This is a genomic window from Arthrobacter sp. 05L44 (assembly GCF_056397605.1).
The window spans coordinates 349,440-364,527 of the sequence record NZ_JBFTNS010000002.1 but is presented as its reverse complement, the minus strand read 5'-3'; the positions used below and the strand labels follow the sequence as shown (position 1 = coordinate 364,527).

At 66.4% G+C, this 15,088-nt stretch carries 13 protein-coding genes; all 13 read left to right on the top strand.

Going from position 1 to position 15,088, the window contains the following annotated elements:
- The first annotated feature begins 66 nt into the window (after nucleotides 1-66).
- Nucleotides 67-1,878 carry a proteasome ATPase gene (gene arc / locus AC1DHY_RS06940; protein ID WP_476879336.1) on the top strand — a complete coding sequence of 604 codons (1,812 nt, stop codon included), beginning with the start codon at nucleotides 67-69 and terminating at the stop codon, nucleotides 1,876-1,878.
- 47 nt (nucleotides 1,879-1,925) lie between these two features.
- Nucleotides 1,926-3,536 (top strand): depupylase/deamidase Dop, encoded by a 1,611-nt coding sequence (gene dop / locus AC1DHY_RS06935; RefSeq protein ID WP_476879337.1) that lies wholly within the window; start codon nucleotides 1,926-1,928, stop codon nucleotides 3,534-3,536.
- Between the two features lie 107 nt (nucleotides 3,537-3,643).
- Nucleotides 3,644-3,844, top strand: coding sequence for a ubiquitin-like protein Pup (locus AC1DHY_RS06930; protein WP_476880534.1), 201 nt, complete (start codon nucleotides 3,644-3,646; stop codon nucleotides 3,842-3,844).
- A gap of 111 nt (nucleotides 3,845-3,955) precedes the next feature.
- On the top strand, nucleotides 3,956-4,783 hold the full coding sequence (prcB, locus tag AC1DHY_RS06925; RefSeq protein ID WP_476880533.1) for a proteasome subunit beta: 828 nt from the start codon (nucleotides 3,956-3,958) through the stop codon (nucleotides 4,781-4,783).
- A 1-nt stretch (nucleotide 4,784) separates the two neighbouring features.
- The gene (gene prcA / locus AC1DHY_RS06920; protein WP_476880532.1) at nucleotides 4,785-5,492 is read left to right on the top strand and encodes a proteasome subunit alpha; all 708 of its coding nucleotides are present in this window, start codon (nucleotides 4,785-4,787) and stop codon (nucleotides 5,490-5,492) included.
- 1 nt (nucleotide 5,493) lies between these two features.
- Nucleotides 5,494-6,858 (top strand): Pup--protein ligase, encoded by a 1,365-nt coding sequence (gene pafA / locus AC1DHY_RS06915; RefSeq protein ID WP_476903379.1) that lies wholly within the window; start codon nucleotides 5,494-5,496, stop codon nucleotides 6,856-6,858.
- A gap of 37 nt (nucleotides 6,859-6,895) precedes the next feature.
- A complete protein-coding gene (locus tag AC1DHY_RS06910; protein WP_476880585.1) occupies nucleotides 6,896-7,909 on the top strand; it encodes an FKBP-type peptidyl-prolyl cis-trans isomerase in 1,014 nt (337 codons plus the stop codon).
- A gap of 35 nt (nucleotides 7,910-7,944) precedes the next feature.
- Nucleotides 7,945-8,340: an FKBP-type peptidyl-prolyl cis-trans isomerase gene (locus tag AC1DHY_RS06905; protein WP_175323652.1), complete on the top strand. Its 396-nt coding sequence runs from the start codon at nucleotides 7,945-7,947 to the stop codon at nucleotides 8,338-8,340.
- A 127-nt stretch (nucleotides 8,341-8,467) separates the two neighbouring features.
- Nucleotides 8,468-10,486, top strand: coding sequence for a helix-turn-helix transcriptional regulator (locus AC1DHY_RS06900; RefSeq protein WP_476903378.1), 2,019 nt, complete (start codon nucleotides 8,468-8,470; stop codon nucleotides 10,484-10,486).
- A gap of 5 nt (nucleotides 10,487-10,491) precedes the next feature.
- Nucleotides 10,492-10,890, top strand: coding sequence for a hypothetical protein (locus AC1DHY_RS06895; protein WP_476880436.1), 399 nt, complete (start codon nucleotides 10,492-10,494; stop codon nucleotides 10,888-10,890).
- A gap of 35 nt (nucleotides 10,891-10,925) precedes the next feature.
- A complete protein-coding gene (gene tatA, locus AC1DHY_RS06890; protein ID WP_476880435.1) occupies nucleotides 10,926-11,195 on the top strand; it encodes a Sec-independent protein translocase subunit TatA in 270 nt (89 codons plus the stop codon).
- A gap of 48 nt (nucleotides 11,196-11,243) precedes the next feature.
- Nucleotides 11,244-12,038 carry a twin-arginine translocase subunit TatC gene (tatC, locus tag AC1DHY_RS06885; RefSeq protein WP_476903479.1) on the top strand — a complete coding sequence of 265 codons (795 nt, stop codon included), beginning with the start codon at nucleotides 11,244-11,246 and terminating at the stop codon, nucleotides 12,036-12,038.
- 24 nt (nucleotides 12,039-12,062) lie between these two features.
- Nucleotides 12,063-15,041 carry a DEAD/DEAH box helicase gene (locus AC1DHY_RS06880; protein WP_476903377.1) on the top strand — a complete coding sequence of 993 codons (2,979 nt, stop codon included), beginning with the start codon at nucleotides 12,063-12,065 and terminating at the stop codon, nucleotides 15,039-15,041.
- Nucleotides 15,042-15,088 lie beyond the last annotated feature (47 nt).

Sequence of the window (15,088 nt, the reverse complement as noted above, 5' to 3'; positions counted from 1 at the left end):
GTCTTCAACAGCACCCGCCGTCTTGGGGCTATGGTCTTAATAGAAGGACGGAAGGGGCTGATGATGATGGAGACTCCGAATAACGAACACGGCGGAACGCCGGCGGAGGACGAGGCCCAGAGGGCAGGCGGCGCCGGCCAGCCGGTGCCGGCGGCGGCCGGCGGGGTGGACTTTACCGCGAACGAGCTGTCCGTCGCCGAGCGCCAGGTAAACATCCTCCGGGACAAACTCCGCCACATTGACCGCCAGCTGGCGGCTGCCACGCAAAACAACTCCAAGCTCGTGGGCATGCTGGAAACGGCCAAGGCCGAAATCCTGCGGCTGAAGAACGCGCTGGACCAGGAAGGGCAGCCGCCGTACAGCTTCGGGACCATCCTGCAGCTGAACCCCAAGCGGCGGCCCGAGCCGGGAAGCAGCGGGCAGGCAGCAACTGAAGAGTCCGTGGACATCTTCAACGCCGGGCGCAAAATGCGCGTAGGCATCAGCCCGCTCGTGAACCTCAACCAGCTCTCCGTCGGCCAGGAAGTCTTGCTCAACGAAGCCCTCCTGATAGTGGCCGGGCTCGGCTACGAACGGGCCGGGGACCTCGTAACGCTCAAGGAGCTTCTGGGCAGCGACCGCGCCCTGGTGGTGGGACGCGCCGACGAGGAACGTGTCATCAGGCTCTCCGGTGCTCTCCTGTCCCAGAAACTCCGGGTCGGGGATGCCCTTTCCATCGACAGCCGCACCGGCTACGCCCTGGAGAAGATCCCGCGCTCCGAGGTGGAGAACCTCGTCCTCGAAGAGGTCCCTGATATCACCTACCAGGACATCGGCGGCCTGGGACCACAGATCGAGCAGATCCGCGACGCCGTCGAACTGCCTTTCCTGCACCCGGACCTGTACCGGGAGCACGGCCTGAAGGCGCCCAAGGGGATCCTGCTCTACGGCCCTCCCGGCTGCGGCAAGACCCTCATCGCCAAAGCCGTCGCCAACTCGCTGGCGGCGCGGGCAGCGGAGCGCGCGGGCAAGTCCGACATGAAGAGCTACTTCCTGAACATCAAGGGACCGGAGCTGCTGGACAAGTACGTCGGCGAAACCGAACGGCACATCCGGCTGATCTTCTCCCGGGCCCGGGAGAAAGCGTCAGACGGCAGCCCCGTGGTGGTGTTCTTCGACGAGATGGATTCGCTGTTCCGCACCCGGGGCACCGGCATCTCCTCCGACGTGGAGACCACCATCGTGCCGCAGCTGCTCAGCGAAATTGACGGCGTCGAACGGCTGGACAACGTCATTGTGATCGGCGCTTCCAACCGCGAGGACATGATCGACCCCGCCATCCTGCGGCCGGGCCGGCTGGACGTCAAGGTCAAGATCCAACGGCCCGACGCCGAGGCGGCTGCTGACATCTTCAACAAATACATCACCCCGGACCTGCCGTTCCATCAGCAGGACCTCGCCGAGCACCACGGCGATGCCCAGGCCACAGTGGACGCCATGATCCAGCGCACCGTTGAGGCCATGTACTCCACCGAGAAGTCCAACGAATACCTGGAGGTCACCTACGCCAACGGTGATACCGAAATGCTCTACTTCAAGGACTTCAACTCCGGCGCCGTCGTCCAGAACGTGGTGGACCGGGCCAAAAAGTCCGCCATCAAGGACCTGCTGACCACGGGCCAGAAGGGTCTTCGCATCGACCATCTTCTCCGCGCAGTGGTGGACGAGTTCCGCGAACACGAGGACATGCCCAACACCACCAACCCCGATGACTGGGCCCGGATCTCCGGTAAAAAGGGCGAACGCATTACCTACATCCGTACCATCGTCCAAGGCAAGGCCGGCCAGGAGCCCGGGAAGTCCATCGAGACGATGCCCACCACGGGCCAGTACCTGTGACCGCGGGTCCCGCGTCGGCATCCTCGGGCCTGCCCGTCGGCGGCGCCATGCGGGTTATGGGATCGGAGACCGAGTACGGCATCCACGCGCCGTCGGCGCCCGGCGCCAACGCCTCCATGATGTCCGCCCGGGTCATCCAGGCTTACGCGCAGGTGACGCGCCAGCGCGCCGCCGGCGGGGCCGAAACCCGCTGGGACTACACCGACGAGGAGCCGCTCCACGACGCCAGGGGCTGGACCCTCGAGCGGAGCAGGGCGGACCCCGAGCAGCTCACTGACCGGCCGCCGGTCCTGGACGCGGAGGCCGTGGCCCTGGCCTACGGCCGTGCCGAACTGGACCACGACGGCGATGACGAGTCCGGGTCCCTGCTGATGAACATGGTGCTCGGCAACGGGGCGCGCCTGTACGTCGACCACGCCCACCCGGAGTATTCCAGTCCGGAAGTGACGAACCCGCGCGACGCCGTGACGTGGGACGCCGCCGGGGACCTGGTGGCGCTGGCCGCGGTCCGGCGGCTCGCCGCCGACCCCGAGTTGCCGCCGATCAACCTTTACAAGAACAACACGGACAACAAATCCGTGTCCTACGGTTCCCACGAGAACTACCTGATGCCGCGCTCTGTCCCGTTCGGCGAAATCGTGAGGGGCCTGACGCCGTTCTTCATCACCCGCCAGATCATGTGCGGGGCGGGGCGCGTCGGGCTGGGCCAGGACAGCTCACGGCCCGGCTACCAGATCAGCCAACGCGCGGACTTCTTCGAGACCGAGGTGGGGCTCGAAACCACCATCCGGCGTCCCATCATTAACACCCGCGACGAACCCCACGCCACGGCGGACAGGTACCGGCGCCTGCACGTCATCATCGGCGACGCCAACCTCAGCCAGGGCGCCAATTTCCTCAAGTTCGGCACCACCGCCATGGTCCTGAGCCTCATCGAGGCCGGGCTGGCGCCCAGGATCGAGGTCCACGAGCCTGTCGCCGCGCTGCAGACCGTCAGCCACGACACGTCACTCACGGCGACGCTCCGGCTGGCCGACGGCCGCCGCATCACCGCCCTGGACCTGCAATGGATCTACTTCGAGGCCGCCGCCAAGCTTGCCCAGGACACCGGCGTCGCCGACGCGGTGGACGGGGACGGCCACACCCACGCCGTGCTGGAGCGCTGGTCGGCGACCCTGACCGCGCTCGACAGCGACCGGGCCGCCGCAGCATCAACCGTGGAGTGGCTGGCCAAGCTCACCCTGCTCGAGGGCTACCGGCAGCGTGACGGCCTGGAATGGTCCGATGCGCGGCTGGGGCTCGTGGACCTGCAGTGGGCGGACATCCGGCCGGAGAAGGGGCTCTACCACCGCCTGCTGGCGCGCGAGAGGATGCAGCGAATCGTCGACGACGCCGCGATCACCCGGGCGGTGACGGAACCGCCGTCGGACACCAGGGCCTTCTTCCGCGGCCGCTGCGTCAGCCGCTTCGGCTCCGATCTGGTCGGCGCCAGCTGGGACTCGGTGATCTTCGATCTGCCCGGCCGGGGCAAGCTGCAGAGGGTGCCAACCCGGGAACCGCTGCGCGGCACTGAGGCGCTCACGGCAGGCCTGTTTGCCCGGCACCGCGAGGCCGCACCGTTCCTCGCCGAGCTCCTCGGACTGCCGCCCGGTTCGTGAGCCCAAAGCCCCCGTGAGGGGCCCTGACGTGGCAATATGGCTTTACAGGGTGTCCCGCTCACGGCGCGGCATCCGGTGGAAATGCAGTGGGATCTAAGGAGAGAACAATGGCAGGCCAGGAGCAGCAGCAGCCGCAGTCCCGCGAGACCGAAATCGAGGACACCCCACCGGCACCACCGGCCGCGCCCGAGGCGCAGGCGTCGGAAGCGACCCAGGGCGTGGATGACCTTCTCGACGAGATCGACGGCGTCCTGGAGTCCAACGCCGAGGAATTTGTCCGGGCTTTTGTCCAGAAAGGCGGCCAGTAGGGCCGCCGACCGGCGGCTGGCTGGCGGGCACTATTGGAGGAGGACCGGGCTGAGGATTCATGGGGCTGAGAGCCGGAAGTCGTTGATCCACTACGTTGAGGGAGTGCACCAGTGCAGGAAACATCAGCCAACCAGGTAGCGGCGAACGCGACGTCCTCATTCACCGAGCACCTGCAGCGCTCCCGGCCCGAGCTCTTGCCGTTCAGCGCCCTCCAGGCGGGCGTGCTGTCCGCAGCGTCGTCCGCGCCGCTCCAGGCGCCGCACGCCACCACGATTGTGGCCATGACCTACGCCGGGGGAGTCCTCATGGCCGGGGACCGCCGCGCGACCATGGGCAACGTCATCGCCAGCCGGCACATCGAAAAAGTCTTCCCCGCGGACCAGTACTCGGTTCTGGGAATCGCCGGTACGGCAGGGATCGCGCTTGATATCACCCGGCTGTTCCAGGTGGAGCTGGAACACTACGAGAAGATCGAGGGAACCCAGCTGAGCCTGGACGGCAAAGCCAACCGGCTGGGCGCCATGATCCGCGGCAACCTGCCGATGGCGATGCAGGGACTGGCCGTGATCCCGCTCTTCGCCGGGTTCGACCGCCCGGCCGGCATCGGGCGCCTGTTCTCCTACGACGTCACCGGTGGCCGCTACGAGGAGCAGGAACACCACACCGTGGGCTCCGGGTCCATGTTTGCGCGCGGGGCACTGAAAAAGCTTTGGCGCCCCAATCTCTCCGAAGCCGAGGCCGTCCGGGTAGCCGTCGAGGCACTGTACGACGCCGCCGACGACGACTCGGCCACCGGAGGGCCCGACCCGGTGCGCCAGCTCTGGCCGGTAGTCTACGCCGTCAGCCGTTCCGGTGCCGTGCGCGTTCCCGAACGCGAGCTCGCCGCCGTAGCGGGCACCATCATCGAGGCACGGGCCGCGGCCCAGCGGGAGGCCTGAAATGACCCAGCAGTTCTATGTCTCCCCTGAACAGCTAATGAAGGACCGGGCGGACTTCGCCCGGAAGGGCATCGCCCGTGGCCGGTCGGTAGTGGTGATCAGTTGCCGGGACGGCATCGCGCTGGTGGCCGAGAACCCGTCGCCCTCACTGCACAAGATCAGCGAGATTTACGACAAAATCGCGTTCGCCGCCGTCGGCAAGTACAACGAATTCGAGAGCCTACGCCAGGCCGGTGTGCGCTATGCCGACGTACGGGGTTACTCGTACGACCGTGAGGACGTCACCGCCCGCGGGCTGGCCAGCGTCTACGCCCAAAGCCTCGGCGCCGTCTTCACCACCGAACAGAAGCCGTTCGAGGTGGAACTGGCGGTGACCGAGGTGGGGGAGAGCCAGGACGCCGACCACCTCTACCGCCTGACGTTCGATGGCTCCATCGCCGACGAACGCGGGTTTATTGTGATGGGCGGCCAGGCCGACAAGGTCTCCGAGGCCGTGGCCGCGGGATGGCGCAGCGAACTCGACTTCGCCGGTGCCATCCGGCTGGCGCTGTCCGGGCTCGTCGCGGACAAGGAAGCGACGGCGCTGCCCGCGTCCGCCGTGGAGGTAGGCGTCCTGGACCGCCGCTCGGAAAGCAGCCGCGGCAGCCGCCGCGCGTTCCGCCGCCTGGACGACGCCGCAATTGAGGCCCTGCTGGCTGAGGAGAACTGAGATGGATAAGCGTATTTTCGGCATCGAGACCGAGTTCGGCATTTCCTATTCGAGCCCGGAGTCACGACCACTGGCGCCGGAAGAAGTGGCCCGGTACCTCTTCCGCAAAGTGGTCAGCTGGGGGAGATCCTCCAACGTGTTCCTCACCAACGGCTCACGGCTCTACCTCGACGTCGGTTCGCACCCGGAGTACGCCACCGCCGAATGCGATGACCTCGCCCAGCTGATCGCCCATGACCGGGCAGGCGAGCTGATCCTGGACGACCTCGTCGACGAGGCCCAGGAACGCCTGGCCGCCGAGGGCTTCAACGGCACGGTGTACCTGTTCAAGAACAACACCGACTCGGCCGGGAACTCCTACGGCAGCCACGAGAACTACCTGATTCCGCGGCGCGGGGAGTTCTCCCGGCTCGCCGAAATCCTCATTCCGTTCCTCGTGACCCGCCAGCTGATCGCCGGTGCGGGCAAGATCCTGAAGACCCCGCACGGGGCCACCTACGCCTTCTCCCAGCGCGCCGACCACATCTGGGAAGGTGTCTCCTCCGCCACCACCAGGTCCCGGCCCATCATCAACACCCGGGACGAGCCGCACGCGGACGCCGAGTTCTACCGCCGGCTGCACGTGATTGTGGGCGACTCAAACATGTCCGAGACCACCACGCTGCTCAAAGTCGGCACCGTGGACCTGATCCTGCGGATGATCGAGGCGGGCGTCATCATGCGCGACATGCGGATGGAGAACCCGATCCGCAGCATCCGCGAGATCTCCCACGACCTCAGCGGCCGGGCCCTGGTCCGCCTGGCCAACGGCCGCCAGCTGACTGCCCTGGAAATCCAGCGCGAGTACCTGAACAAGGTGACCGAATTCGTGGCCGACCGGGGAGCGCACAACGCCCACGTCCCGGTCATCCTGGACCTGTGGGAGCGCACCCTCGACGCGATCGAAGGCGGCAACACCAGCACCATTGACACCGAGGTCGACTGGGCCATCAAGAAGAAGCTGATGGACAGCTACCGCGAACGGCACAGCCTGGACCTCGATGCACCGCGGATCGCGCAGCTGGACCTCACCTACCACGACATCTCACGCACCCGCGGGCTGTTCTACCTGCTGCAGTCCCGGGGTGCAGCCCGGAGGCTGGTTGACGATACGGCCGTGAAGGACGCCGTCGACGCCCCTCCGCAGACCACTCGGGCGAAACTGCGCGGCGACTTCGTCCGCCGGGCGCAGGAACTGGGCCGGGACTACACCGTGGACTGGGTCCATCTGAAGCTGAACGACCGCGCACACCAGACCATCCTCTGCAAGGATCCCTTCCGCAGCGTCGATGACCGTGTGGATGCCCTGCTGGACTCTATGGGCTGATACCCAGCTTTCCGCGTTACTCTGGATAAGGTGCCGTTTGACGGCCACCGTGTGCTTTGCCGCTGGCTCATGTCCGGCGAAGCGTCCATCCTGCCCCGACGAAAGTTTTTACGTGCGCCGACTATTAGCAATTCTCCTCCCCGGACTGCTGCTGCTCACCGCTTGTGGTGGCGGCCCAGCTGCCACCCCGGAGCCCACCAGCCAGTCCGCCGGCGAGACCGCGAAGCTGGACTCTCTGAAACTGACCGAGAACGGCGACAAGAAGGCCCCCGGCGTCGAGTTCACCAAGCCACTTGAGGTCAAGGAATTTACGGCCAAGGTGATCACTGAGGGCTCCGGTCCTCAGCTCAAAGCCAACCAGATTGCGAGCCTTTCCGTGGTCGGATTCAACGGCACGGACGGAAAGCCTCTGGGCGACACTTTCGGGAAGACTCCCGACCAGATGGAACTGAACGACCAGCTCAAGTCAGGCAATCCCGTGATGTACAACGTGTTCGTTGGAGCAAAGATCGGATCGCAGATTGCTCTGGCTGTGCCCGGACAGGCCGCCGCGCAGGGTTCTGCCGCGCAGCCCCCGCAGCTGTTCATCGTCAGGGTACTTGGTGCGAAAGACGCACCCAAGCCCCTGAGCCAGGACGAAACAGACAAGCTCGACAAAGCTGGAAAGCTCCCGAAGATTGCGTTCAATGCGAAGGGCGTTCCGTCTGCCGACATCCCGAAAACGGATGCACCCACTGGGCTCTCCGTGAAGATCCTCTCTGAGGGCTCAGGTGAAAAGGTCACTGCCAACGACACTATTGAGGCCAACTACACAGGGTGGCGTTGGGAAGACGGCAAGGAGTTTGAATCCACCTTCGGCAAGAACCAGCCAGCGACTTTCCCCCTCACGGGCGTTATTCAAGGATGGAAACTGGGGCTGGCAGATCAGAAAGTCGGTTCTAAAGTTCTACTCACCATTCCTACTGATCTCGCATACGGCCCCAGCGCGGCCTCCCAAGGCAAACCGGCTGGTCCTCTCGTTTTCGTAGTCGAAATCAAGGCCAAGAAGTAACGTCTGACCAGCAAACCACCACAGAAGGAGCAACCATGTCATTTGGACAGCGCAACCTCGACCGCCAGAAGCCGGAAATTGACTTCCCCGAAGGCGACGTACCCACCGAACTCGTCATCACCGACCTGATCGAGGGCGACGGCGCCGAGGCCAAAGCCGGCGACACCGTCTCCACCCACTACGTCGGCGTGGCCTGGTCCACCGGCGAAGAATTCGACGCCTCCTGGGGCCGGGGCGCGCCCCTGGACTTCCGTGTTGGCGTCGGCCAGGTTATCCAGGGCTGGGACCAGGGCCTGCTGGGAATGAAAGTTGGCGGCCGCCGCCGCCTGGAGATCCCCTCGGAGATGGCCTACGGCGCCCGCGGCGCCGGCGGAGCGATTGGCCCCAACGAGGCACTGATCTTCGTCGTGGACCTCGTCGCGGTCCGCTAACGCACCGGCTCCCGGCCCCGCAAGCTCGGGCCGGGCCTCTCGAAAGCGCGGTAACAATCGGAAAGTTCTTCCGGCTGTTGCCGCGCTTTCGGCGTTTTTGGCGCCGCGGCTTTAGTACCCTTGCGGAGTGTCCGCCTCACGTACAGAACGCCTCCTGAACCTGCTGATCGCCCTGCTCAACACCAAGTACGGGCTGCGCCGCGCCGAACTGCGCGAGAAGGTTTACCACGACACCACCAGCTCCGAGGTTGCCTTCGGGCGGATGTTCGAGCGGGACAAGGGCGAACTGCGCCAGTTCGGGTTCGACGTCGAAACGGTGACGGACAAGGGGTGGGGCTCCGACGATCCCGCGACCACCCGGTACCGGATCGGCAAAGAATCCAACCGCCTGCCCGATGTCAGCCTCACCCCGGCCGAGTGCACCGTCCTGATCCTCGCGGCGCAGCTCTGGGAGCAGGCCGCCCTCGGATCAGCCGCCCGCAACGCCGTGCGTAAACTGCAGGCCGCCGGCGGCCCGCTGGAGGCCGAACTTCCACCCGGCGTCCAGCCGCGCATCCGCCCCGCCGGACAGGCCTTCGAAGACCTCGTGACCGCCATCCACGCCCAGCACCCCGTGACCTTCGGCTACCTGGCCGGCAGCACCGGCCGGGAAGAGACACGGATTGTCGAGCCGTGCGGCCTCGGCAGCCGCTTCGGGCAGTGGTACCTGGTGGGCCACGACCGGGCCCGCGGCGACCGGCGGTTCTTCCGGCTCTCGCGCTTCACCTCCGCCGTCACCGTCCGCGAGCAAGAGAACTTCACCCCGCCGTCGACGTTCAACGTCCGGGACCAGCTGGCCACGCTCCCCGAGCTACCCGTGCAGTCCGCAGTAGTCGACGTCGCCGCCGGCGCTTTGCTCGGCCTGCGCGGCCACTCAGCACCGTTCGACAGGACGGCCGACGCCGGGCAGGCCGGCCCGGCCCGCGACGGCTTCGACCGCCTCTCGGTACCGTACCGGGACCTCGAAACCCTCGCCCAGGAACTCGCCTCCTACGGCCCCAAAGCCGTCGTTGTTGCGCCCGCCGACCTGCACACCGCTGTCCGCCGGCGCCTGGCCTCCGCTGCGGCATTCGCGGCAGAGCCGGCCCCGGCCATCGACTTCCCGCGCACAGGACCCGCCAAGCGGTCGCGCAAGCGCACCTCCGAGGACCAGCTAAAGCGGATGCTGCAGCTGGTGCCGTTCCTCGTCCACAACCAGGGCCTGCACATCAGCGACGTGGCGGAGCGCTTCGGCATTACCCGCAAGGAACTTGAAGAGGACCTGCGCATCCTGATCTGTTCCGGGCTGCCCGAAGGCTACCCCGACGATCTCCTCGACATCCGCTGGGACGATGACCACGTTTACATCATGGAGGACCTGGACCTCAACCGGCCGGTCCGTTTTACGGTGGACGAAGCCTGCGCCCTGCTCACCGGGCTGGAGGCCCTCAACGGCCTTCCCGGCATCGCCGAGGGCGGCACGCTGGAGTCGGTGACCCTCAAACTGATGGCCGCCGCCGGCGAGGAGGGCCTGAAGGCTGCCGCCGTCTCCGGACCCGAGGTCGCACCGGAAGACTCGGGCACCCTGGAGACCGCCCGCACGGCGATCCGTAACGGTTCCCAGCTGCGGCTCAGCTATCTGTCCCCGCAGCGGGACACGGTCAGCGACCGGGATATCGACCCGTTGCGGCTCTACTCGATGGACAGCACCTGGTACCTGGAGGCGTACTGCCACTCGGCGCAGGGCCTGCGCAACTTCCGGCTGGACCGGATCCGGAGCCTGGAGCCCAACGGTCGTCCGGTGTCCTCCGCCGCCAGCCCGGCCGACGGTTTTCCCGTAAAGCTGTTTACCCCGAACGACGACGACGCCGTGGTGGTGGTCGAACTGACCCGGCAAGGTGCCGGGCTGGCTGACGAGTACTACGCCGAGCGGACCGCGCCGCTTCCAAATGGCAACACCCTGGCGGAAATCCGCTTTGGCAGCGCAGACTGGCTGCCGATGTTCGTGGCCCAGCACGGCGGCGCCGTCCGCATCCTGCAGCCTGCGTCCCTGGCAGACACGGTACGTGAATGGCTCGACGCGGCCCTTGCGGTGTACGGGGAGCCGGCCGCCCGCCGGTTAGACTGATCAGCATGCCTTGGTGGTCCTGGATCGTAATTTGGATAGCGCTCGTCGCCCTGACGCTGCTCTTCTTCGGTGTGCTCGGCGTGCGGCTCTTCCGGCAATTCATGGCCACCGTCAAGGAACTTGGTGAGGCAGGGGATCGGTTCTCCGACTTCGCTGCCGGCCCCCGAACCGCCAGTTCAGCCGTTGTTCATGTCGAGTCCGTAGGCTCGGATGACATCGACGCCGGTCAACGGCCCGGCGCGCACGCCGTCCCCGGGTCTGCCGTTTTTGCCGAGCCTGCGTCGATGCGTCATGATTACCATGCATCCAAAGCCGCCCGGCAGGAAGCCCGGAGGTTACGCCGGATCCGGCGCAAAACGGACCGTGGCCAGCCACAGGCGCTGCGCGACATCGATCTCCGTTAGACATAGGATGTACACAAACGAAAGGACCACCCGGCATGAGGCTTGAAGGCTGGCATCTCATCATCATCATCGTCCTGGCCTTGGTGCTCTTCGCGGCGCCCAAGCTGCCCGGAATGGCCCGCAGCCTGGGCCAGTCGATGCGGATTTTCAAATCCGAGGTCCGCGAAATGAAAAAGGACGGCACGCCCGAGGCGAAGGCTGATCCGGACGCGGTCGAGGGCAAAGTTGTGAACCACCCCCGGTCCAACGGCACCGAGAGCCGCCCGGGCGAGGGAACTGACGTTCCGCCGCCGAACCGCGCCTAGAACCACATGGCAGTAACCATGAACCGCCGATCGAACCCCGAGGGCCGGATGGCCCTCCTCGATCACCTCAAAGAGCTCAGGAACCGGCTCTTTAAGTCAGCGATCGCCGTCGTCCTCGGAACCGTCGCCGGGTTCGTTGTCTACCAGCCCATGCTGGCCGCACTGATCAAACCGATCCGCGACCTGAACCTGCATGAGGGTCGGCAGGCGTCGCTGAACTTCGACGGCGTGGCGAGCTCTTTCGACCTGATGATCCAAGTGTCCGTGTTCCTGGGCCTGATCGTGGCGAGCCCCGTCTGGCTCTACCAGCTCTGGGCCTTCATTGTCCCTGGTCTGCACAAAAAGGAACGTCGGCTGGCCCTGTCCTTTGTCGCGGCCGCCGTCCCGTTGTTTGTGGGCGGTGTCCTGCTGGCTTGGCTGGTCCTCCCGAACGCGGTGCGGGTGCTGACCGACTTCACACCGTCCGGCGGCTCCAACTTCATCAGCGCCCAGGTGTACCTGTCCTTTGTGCTGCGGCTCCTGCTCGCGTTCGGCATAGCGTTCCTGCTCCCGGTGGTGCTGTTCGGCCTGAACCTCGCCGGACTGATCAAGGGCCAGCAGCTGCTCAAGAGCTGGCGGATCACGGTGTTCCTGGTGTGCCTTTTCGCCGCCATGGCCGCCCCCGGAGCGGACGCGATGAGCATGTTCTACCTCGCCGTCCCCATGCTGGTGCTGTTTTTCACCGCGATCGGGCTCTGCCTTCTGAACGACCGGCGGCGGGAGAAGCGTGCCGCCAAGGTGGCCGCCGAGACCGAAGCCACAGCAGACCAGGCGACTCCCAGCTCCGAGCTGGAGAATCTGTAGCCTTCCGCCCATTAGGCTGGAAACATGTCGTCACAACCCGGGCCGGAATCGCCGTCCGAGCGCTACCGCGCCAGCGCCGAGCGGGCCGCCGAAGCCAAAACGTACCTGGGCGGATTTACCCGCACCCTCACGTTTGATCTCGATCCCTTCCAGCGCGAGGCATGCCTGTCCCTGCAGGCCGGCCGGGGAGTGCTCGTTGCCGCGCCCACCGGCGCTGGTAAGACCATCGTGGGCGAATTCGCCATCTACCTGGCCCTCCAGCGCGGCCTCAAGGCCTTCTACACCACCCCCATCAAAGCGCTGAGCAACCAGAAGTACTCCGAGCTGGCCGAGAAGTACGGCGCTTCGCAGGTGGGCCTGCTAACCGGCGACACCAGCATCAACGGCGAGGCGCCGGTGGTGGTGATGACCACCGAAGTGCTTCGCAACATGCTCTACGCCGGCTCGGAAACCCTCGACGACCTCGGGTTCGTTGTGATGGATGAGGTGCACTACCTCGCCGACCGCTTCCGCGGTGCCGTCTGGGAAGAAGTCATCATCCATTTGCCCAGCGAAGTGCAGGTCGCCTCGCTGAGCGCAACGGTCTCCAACGCCGAGGAATTCGGTGCCTGGCTGGACACCGTTCGCGGCCAGACCGACGTAATCGTCTCCGAGCACCGCCCGGTACCGCTGTGGCAGCACGTGATGGTGGGCCGCAAGATTGTGGACCTGTTCGCCGGCGACACCAGTTTCGATGAGATCGCGCCCGCGGGCGCCGACGCCGACGTCGAGGACGACGGCGCTGCTGCGGCAGCCGACGGCGGAGGCCGGGGCGCCGGTGGTCACGCTGCCCGGGGCGCCGCTGCAGCCAGCTCCGCCGGCAGCGTGGCTTCCGGCACTGTCACCACCGAGCGGGCCGGCTACGAGGTCAATCCCGAGCTGCTCTCCATGGCCCGCGCCGAGAGCCAGATGAACTTTCGCGGCCGCTTCGGCCACGGCGGCCGCAACCAGCGCCGGCAACAACGCCAGCGGGATGAGGCACCCCAGGGCGGCACCCGCAGCCCGGTCCGGAAAGCCAGCCGGCCCCAGGTCATCGCCAGCCTTGACCGGATGGACCTGTTGCCCGCCATCACCTTTATTTTCTCCCGCGCCGGCTGTGATGCCGCCGTGGCCCAGTGTGTTTCCGCCGGACTGTGGCTGACCACGGAGAAGGAACAGGCCATCATCGCCCGGATGGTCGATGAGGCGGCCCAGGACATCCCCTCCGACGATCTCGACGTCCTCGGCTTCTGGAGCTGGCGCGACGGCCTGCTCCGGGGCCTGGCAGCGCACCACGCCGGCATGCTGCCCACCTTCAAGGAAGTCGTGGAGAAGCTCTTCGTGGAGGGCCTGGTCAAGGCCGTCTTCGCCACGGAAACCCTGGCCCTCGGCGTCAACATGCCCGCACGCTGTGTCGTCCTCGAGAAGCTGGACAAGTTCAACGGCGAGGCGCACGTCAACATCACCGCGGGGGAGTACACCCAGCTAACCGGTCGGGCGGGCCGGCGCGGGATCGACGTCGAGGGACACGCCGTGGTGCTGTGGCAGCCGGGAACGGATCCGGCCGCCGTCGCCGGCCTCGCCTCCCGCCGGACCTACCCGCTGAACTCCAGCTTCCGGCCCACCTACAACATGTCGATCAACCTCGTGGCCCAGTTCGGCCGGCCCCGGGCCCGCGAGATTCTCGAATCGTCCTTCGCCCAGTTCCAGGCCGACCGCTCCGTCGTCGGGTTGGCCAAGCAGGTGCGCAGCCGGGAGGAATCACTGGCCGGTTTCAGCGCCGCCATGAACTGCCACCTGGGGGATTTCACTGAGTACTCCAGGCTCCGCCGGGCCCTCAACGATGCCGAAAAGACGGCGTCCAAGAGCACCTCGCGTGCCCGGAAATCCCTCACCGAGGATTCGCTGAGCCGGCTTCTGCCGGGCGACGTGGTGGACGTGCCGTCCGGCCGCGCGCCTGGCCTCGCGGTCGTGCTCAGCTCCGATCACCACTCCCGCGAGCCGCGCCCGGCGGTGATGACCCTGGACAACCAGCTGCGGCGGATCGGGCTGCACGACGTCGAGGGCCCCCTGGCCCCAATCACCCGGGTCCGGATCCCCAAATCGTTCAACGCCAAGGTGCCAAAATCCCGCCGGGACCTGGCATCCTCCGTCCGGAACGCGGTCCGGGAAAACCGGCCGCCGGCACCGCCGAACCGCAACGAGGACTTCGGCCGTGCCGCGGCCCAGCCGAACATGGAGAAGAAGATCGCCGAATTGCGCCGCGAACTCCGGGCGCACCCTTGCCACGGCTGCAGCGACCGCGAAGACCATGCCCGCTGGTCTGACCGCTGGTGGAAGCTGCGCCAGGAGACCGACGGCCTGATCCGCCAGATCCAGGGGCGCACCAACACCATCGCCAAGACCTTCGACCGGGTCTGCGGGGTCCTGTCGAGTTACGGCTACCTGGAAACCTCCGATTCCGGCGTGATCTCCATCAGCGCTGACGGGCAGCGGCTGCGCCGGATTTACGGTGAGAAGGATCTGCTGATCTCGCAGAGTCTGCGGATGGGTGCCTTCGGTGACCTCGATGCCGCCGAAATCGCGGCGCTGGCCAGTGTGCTGGTGTACCAGGCCAAACGGGAGGACCGGGGCCTGCGGCCCAAGATGCCCAGCATCTCCCTGGAGTCAGCGGTGGACACCGTGGTGCGTGAATGGTCAGCCCTTGAGGATGTCGAGGAAGCCAACAAGCTCCCGCTGACCGGCGAACCCGAACTCGGCCTGGTATGGCCCATCTTCAAATGGGCCAAGGGCCGGCACCTGCAGGAGGTCCTCAGCGGCACCGACCTGGCCGCCGGCGACTTTGTCCGCTGGGTCAAACAAGTCATCGACCTCCTGGACCAGCTGGCCAAGATCCCCCAGTTGGACCCGCGGGTCGCCCGCCTCTGCGGCGAGGCGATCACCCTGATCAAACGCGGCGTCGTCGCCTACTCCGCTGTGGCCTGACCCCCTTCCCGAAACCCGGTTATCCCGGGCCGCCATCCACTTTTCCC

Excerpts from the sequence above, each read along its gene's own strand:
- arc (WP_476879336.1), top strand. The coding sequence starts at position 67 with ATGGAGACTCCGAATAACGAACACGGCGGAACGCCGGCGGAGGACGAG.
- dop (WP_476879337.1), top strand. The coding sequence starts at position 1,926 with ATGCGGGTTATGGGATCGGAGACCGAGTACGGCATCCACGCGCCGTCG.
- AC1DHY_RS06930 (WP_476880534.1), top strand. The coding sequence starts at position 3,644 with ATGGCAGGCCAGGAGCAGCAGCAGCCGCAGTCCCGCGAGACCGAAATC.
- prcA (WP_476880532.1), top strand. The coding sequence starts at position 4,785 with ATGACCCAGCAGTTCTATGTCTCCCCTGAACAGCTAATGAAGGACCGG.
- pafA (WP_476903379.1), top strand. The coding sequence starts at position 5,494 with ATGGATAAGCGTATTTTCGGCATCGAGACCGAGTTCGGCATTTCCTAT.
- AC1DHY_RS06905 (WP_175323652.1), top strand. The coding sequence starts at position 7,945 with ATGTCATTTGGACAGCGCAACCTCGACCGCCAGAAGCCGGAAATTGAC.
- AC1DHY_RS06895 (WP_476880436.1), top strand. The coding sequence starts at position 10,492 with ATGCCTTGGTGGTCCTGGATCGTAATTTGGATAGCGCTCGTCGCCCTG.
- tatA (WP_476880435.1), top strand. The coding sequence starts at position 10,926 with ATGAGGCTTGAAGGCTGGCATCTCATCATCATCATCGTCCTGGCCTTG.
- tatC (WP_476903479.1), top strand. The coding sequence starts at position 11,244 with ATGGCCCTCCTCGATCACCTCAAAGAGCTCAGGAACCGGCTCTTTAAG.
- AC1DHY_RS06880 (WP_476903377.1), top strand. The coding sequence starts at position 12,063 with ATGTCGTCACAACCCGGGCCGGAATCGCCGTCCGAGCGCTACCGCGCC.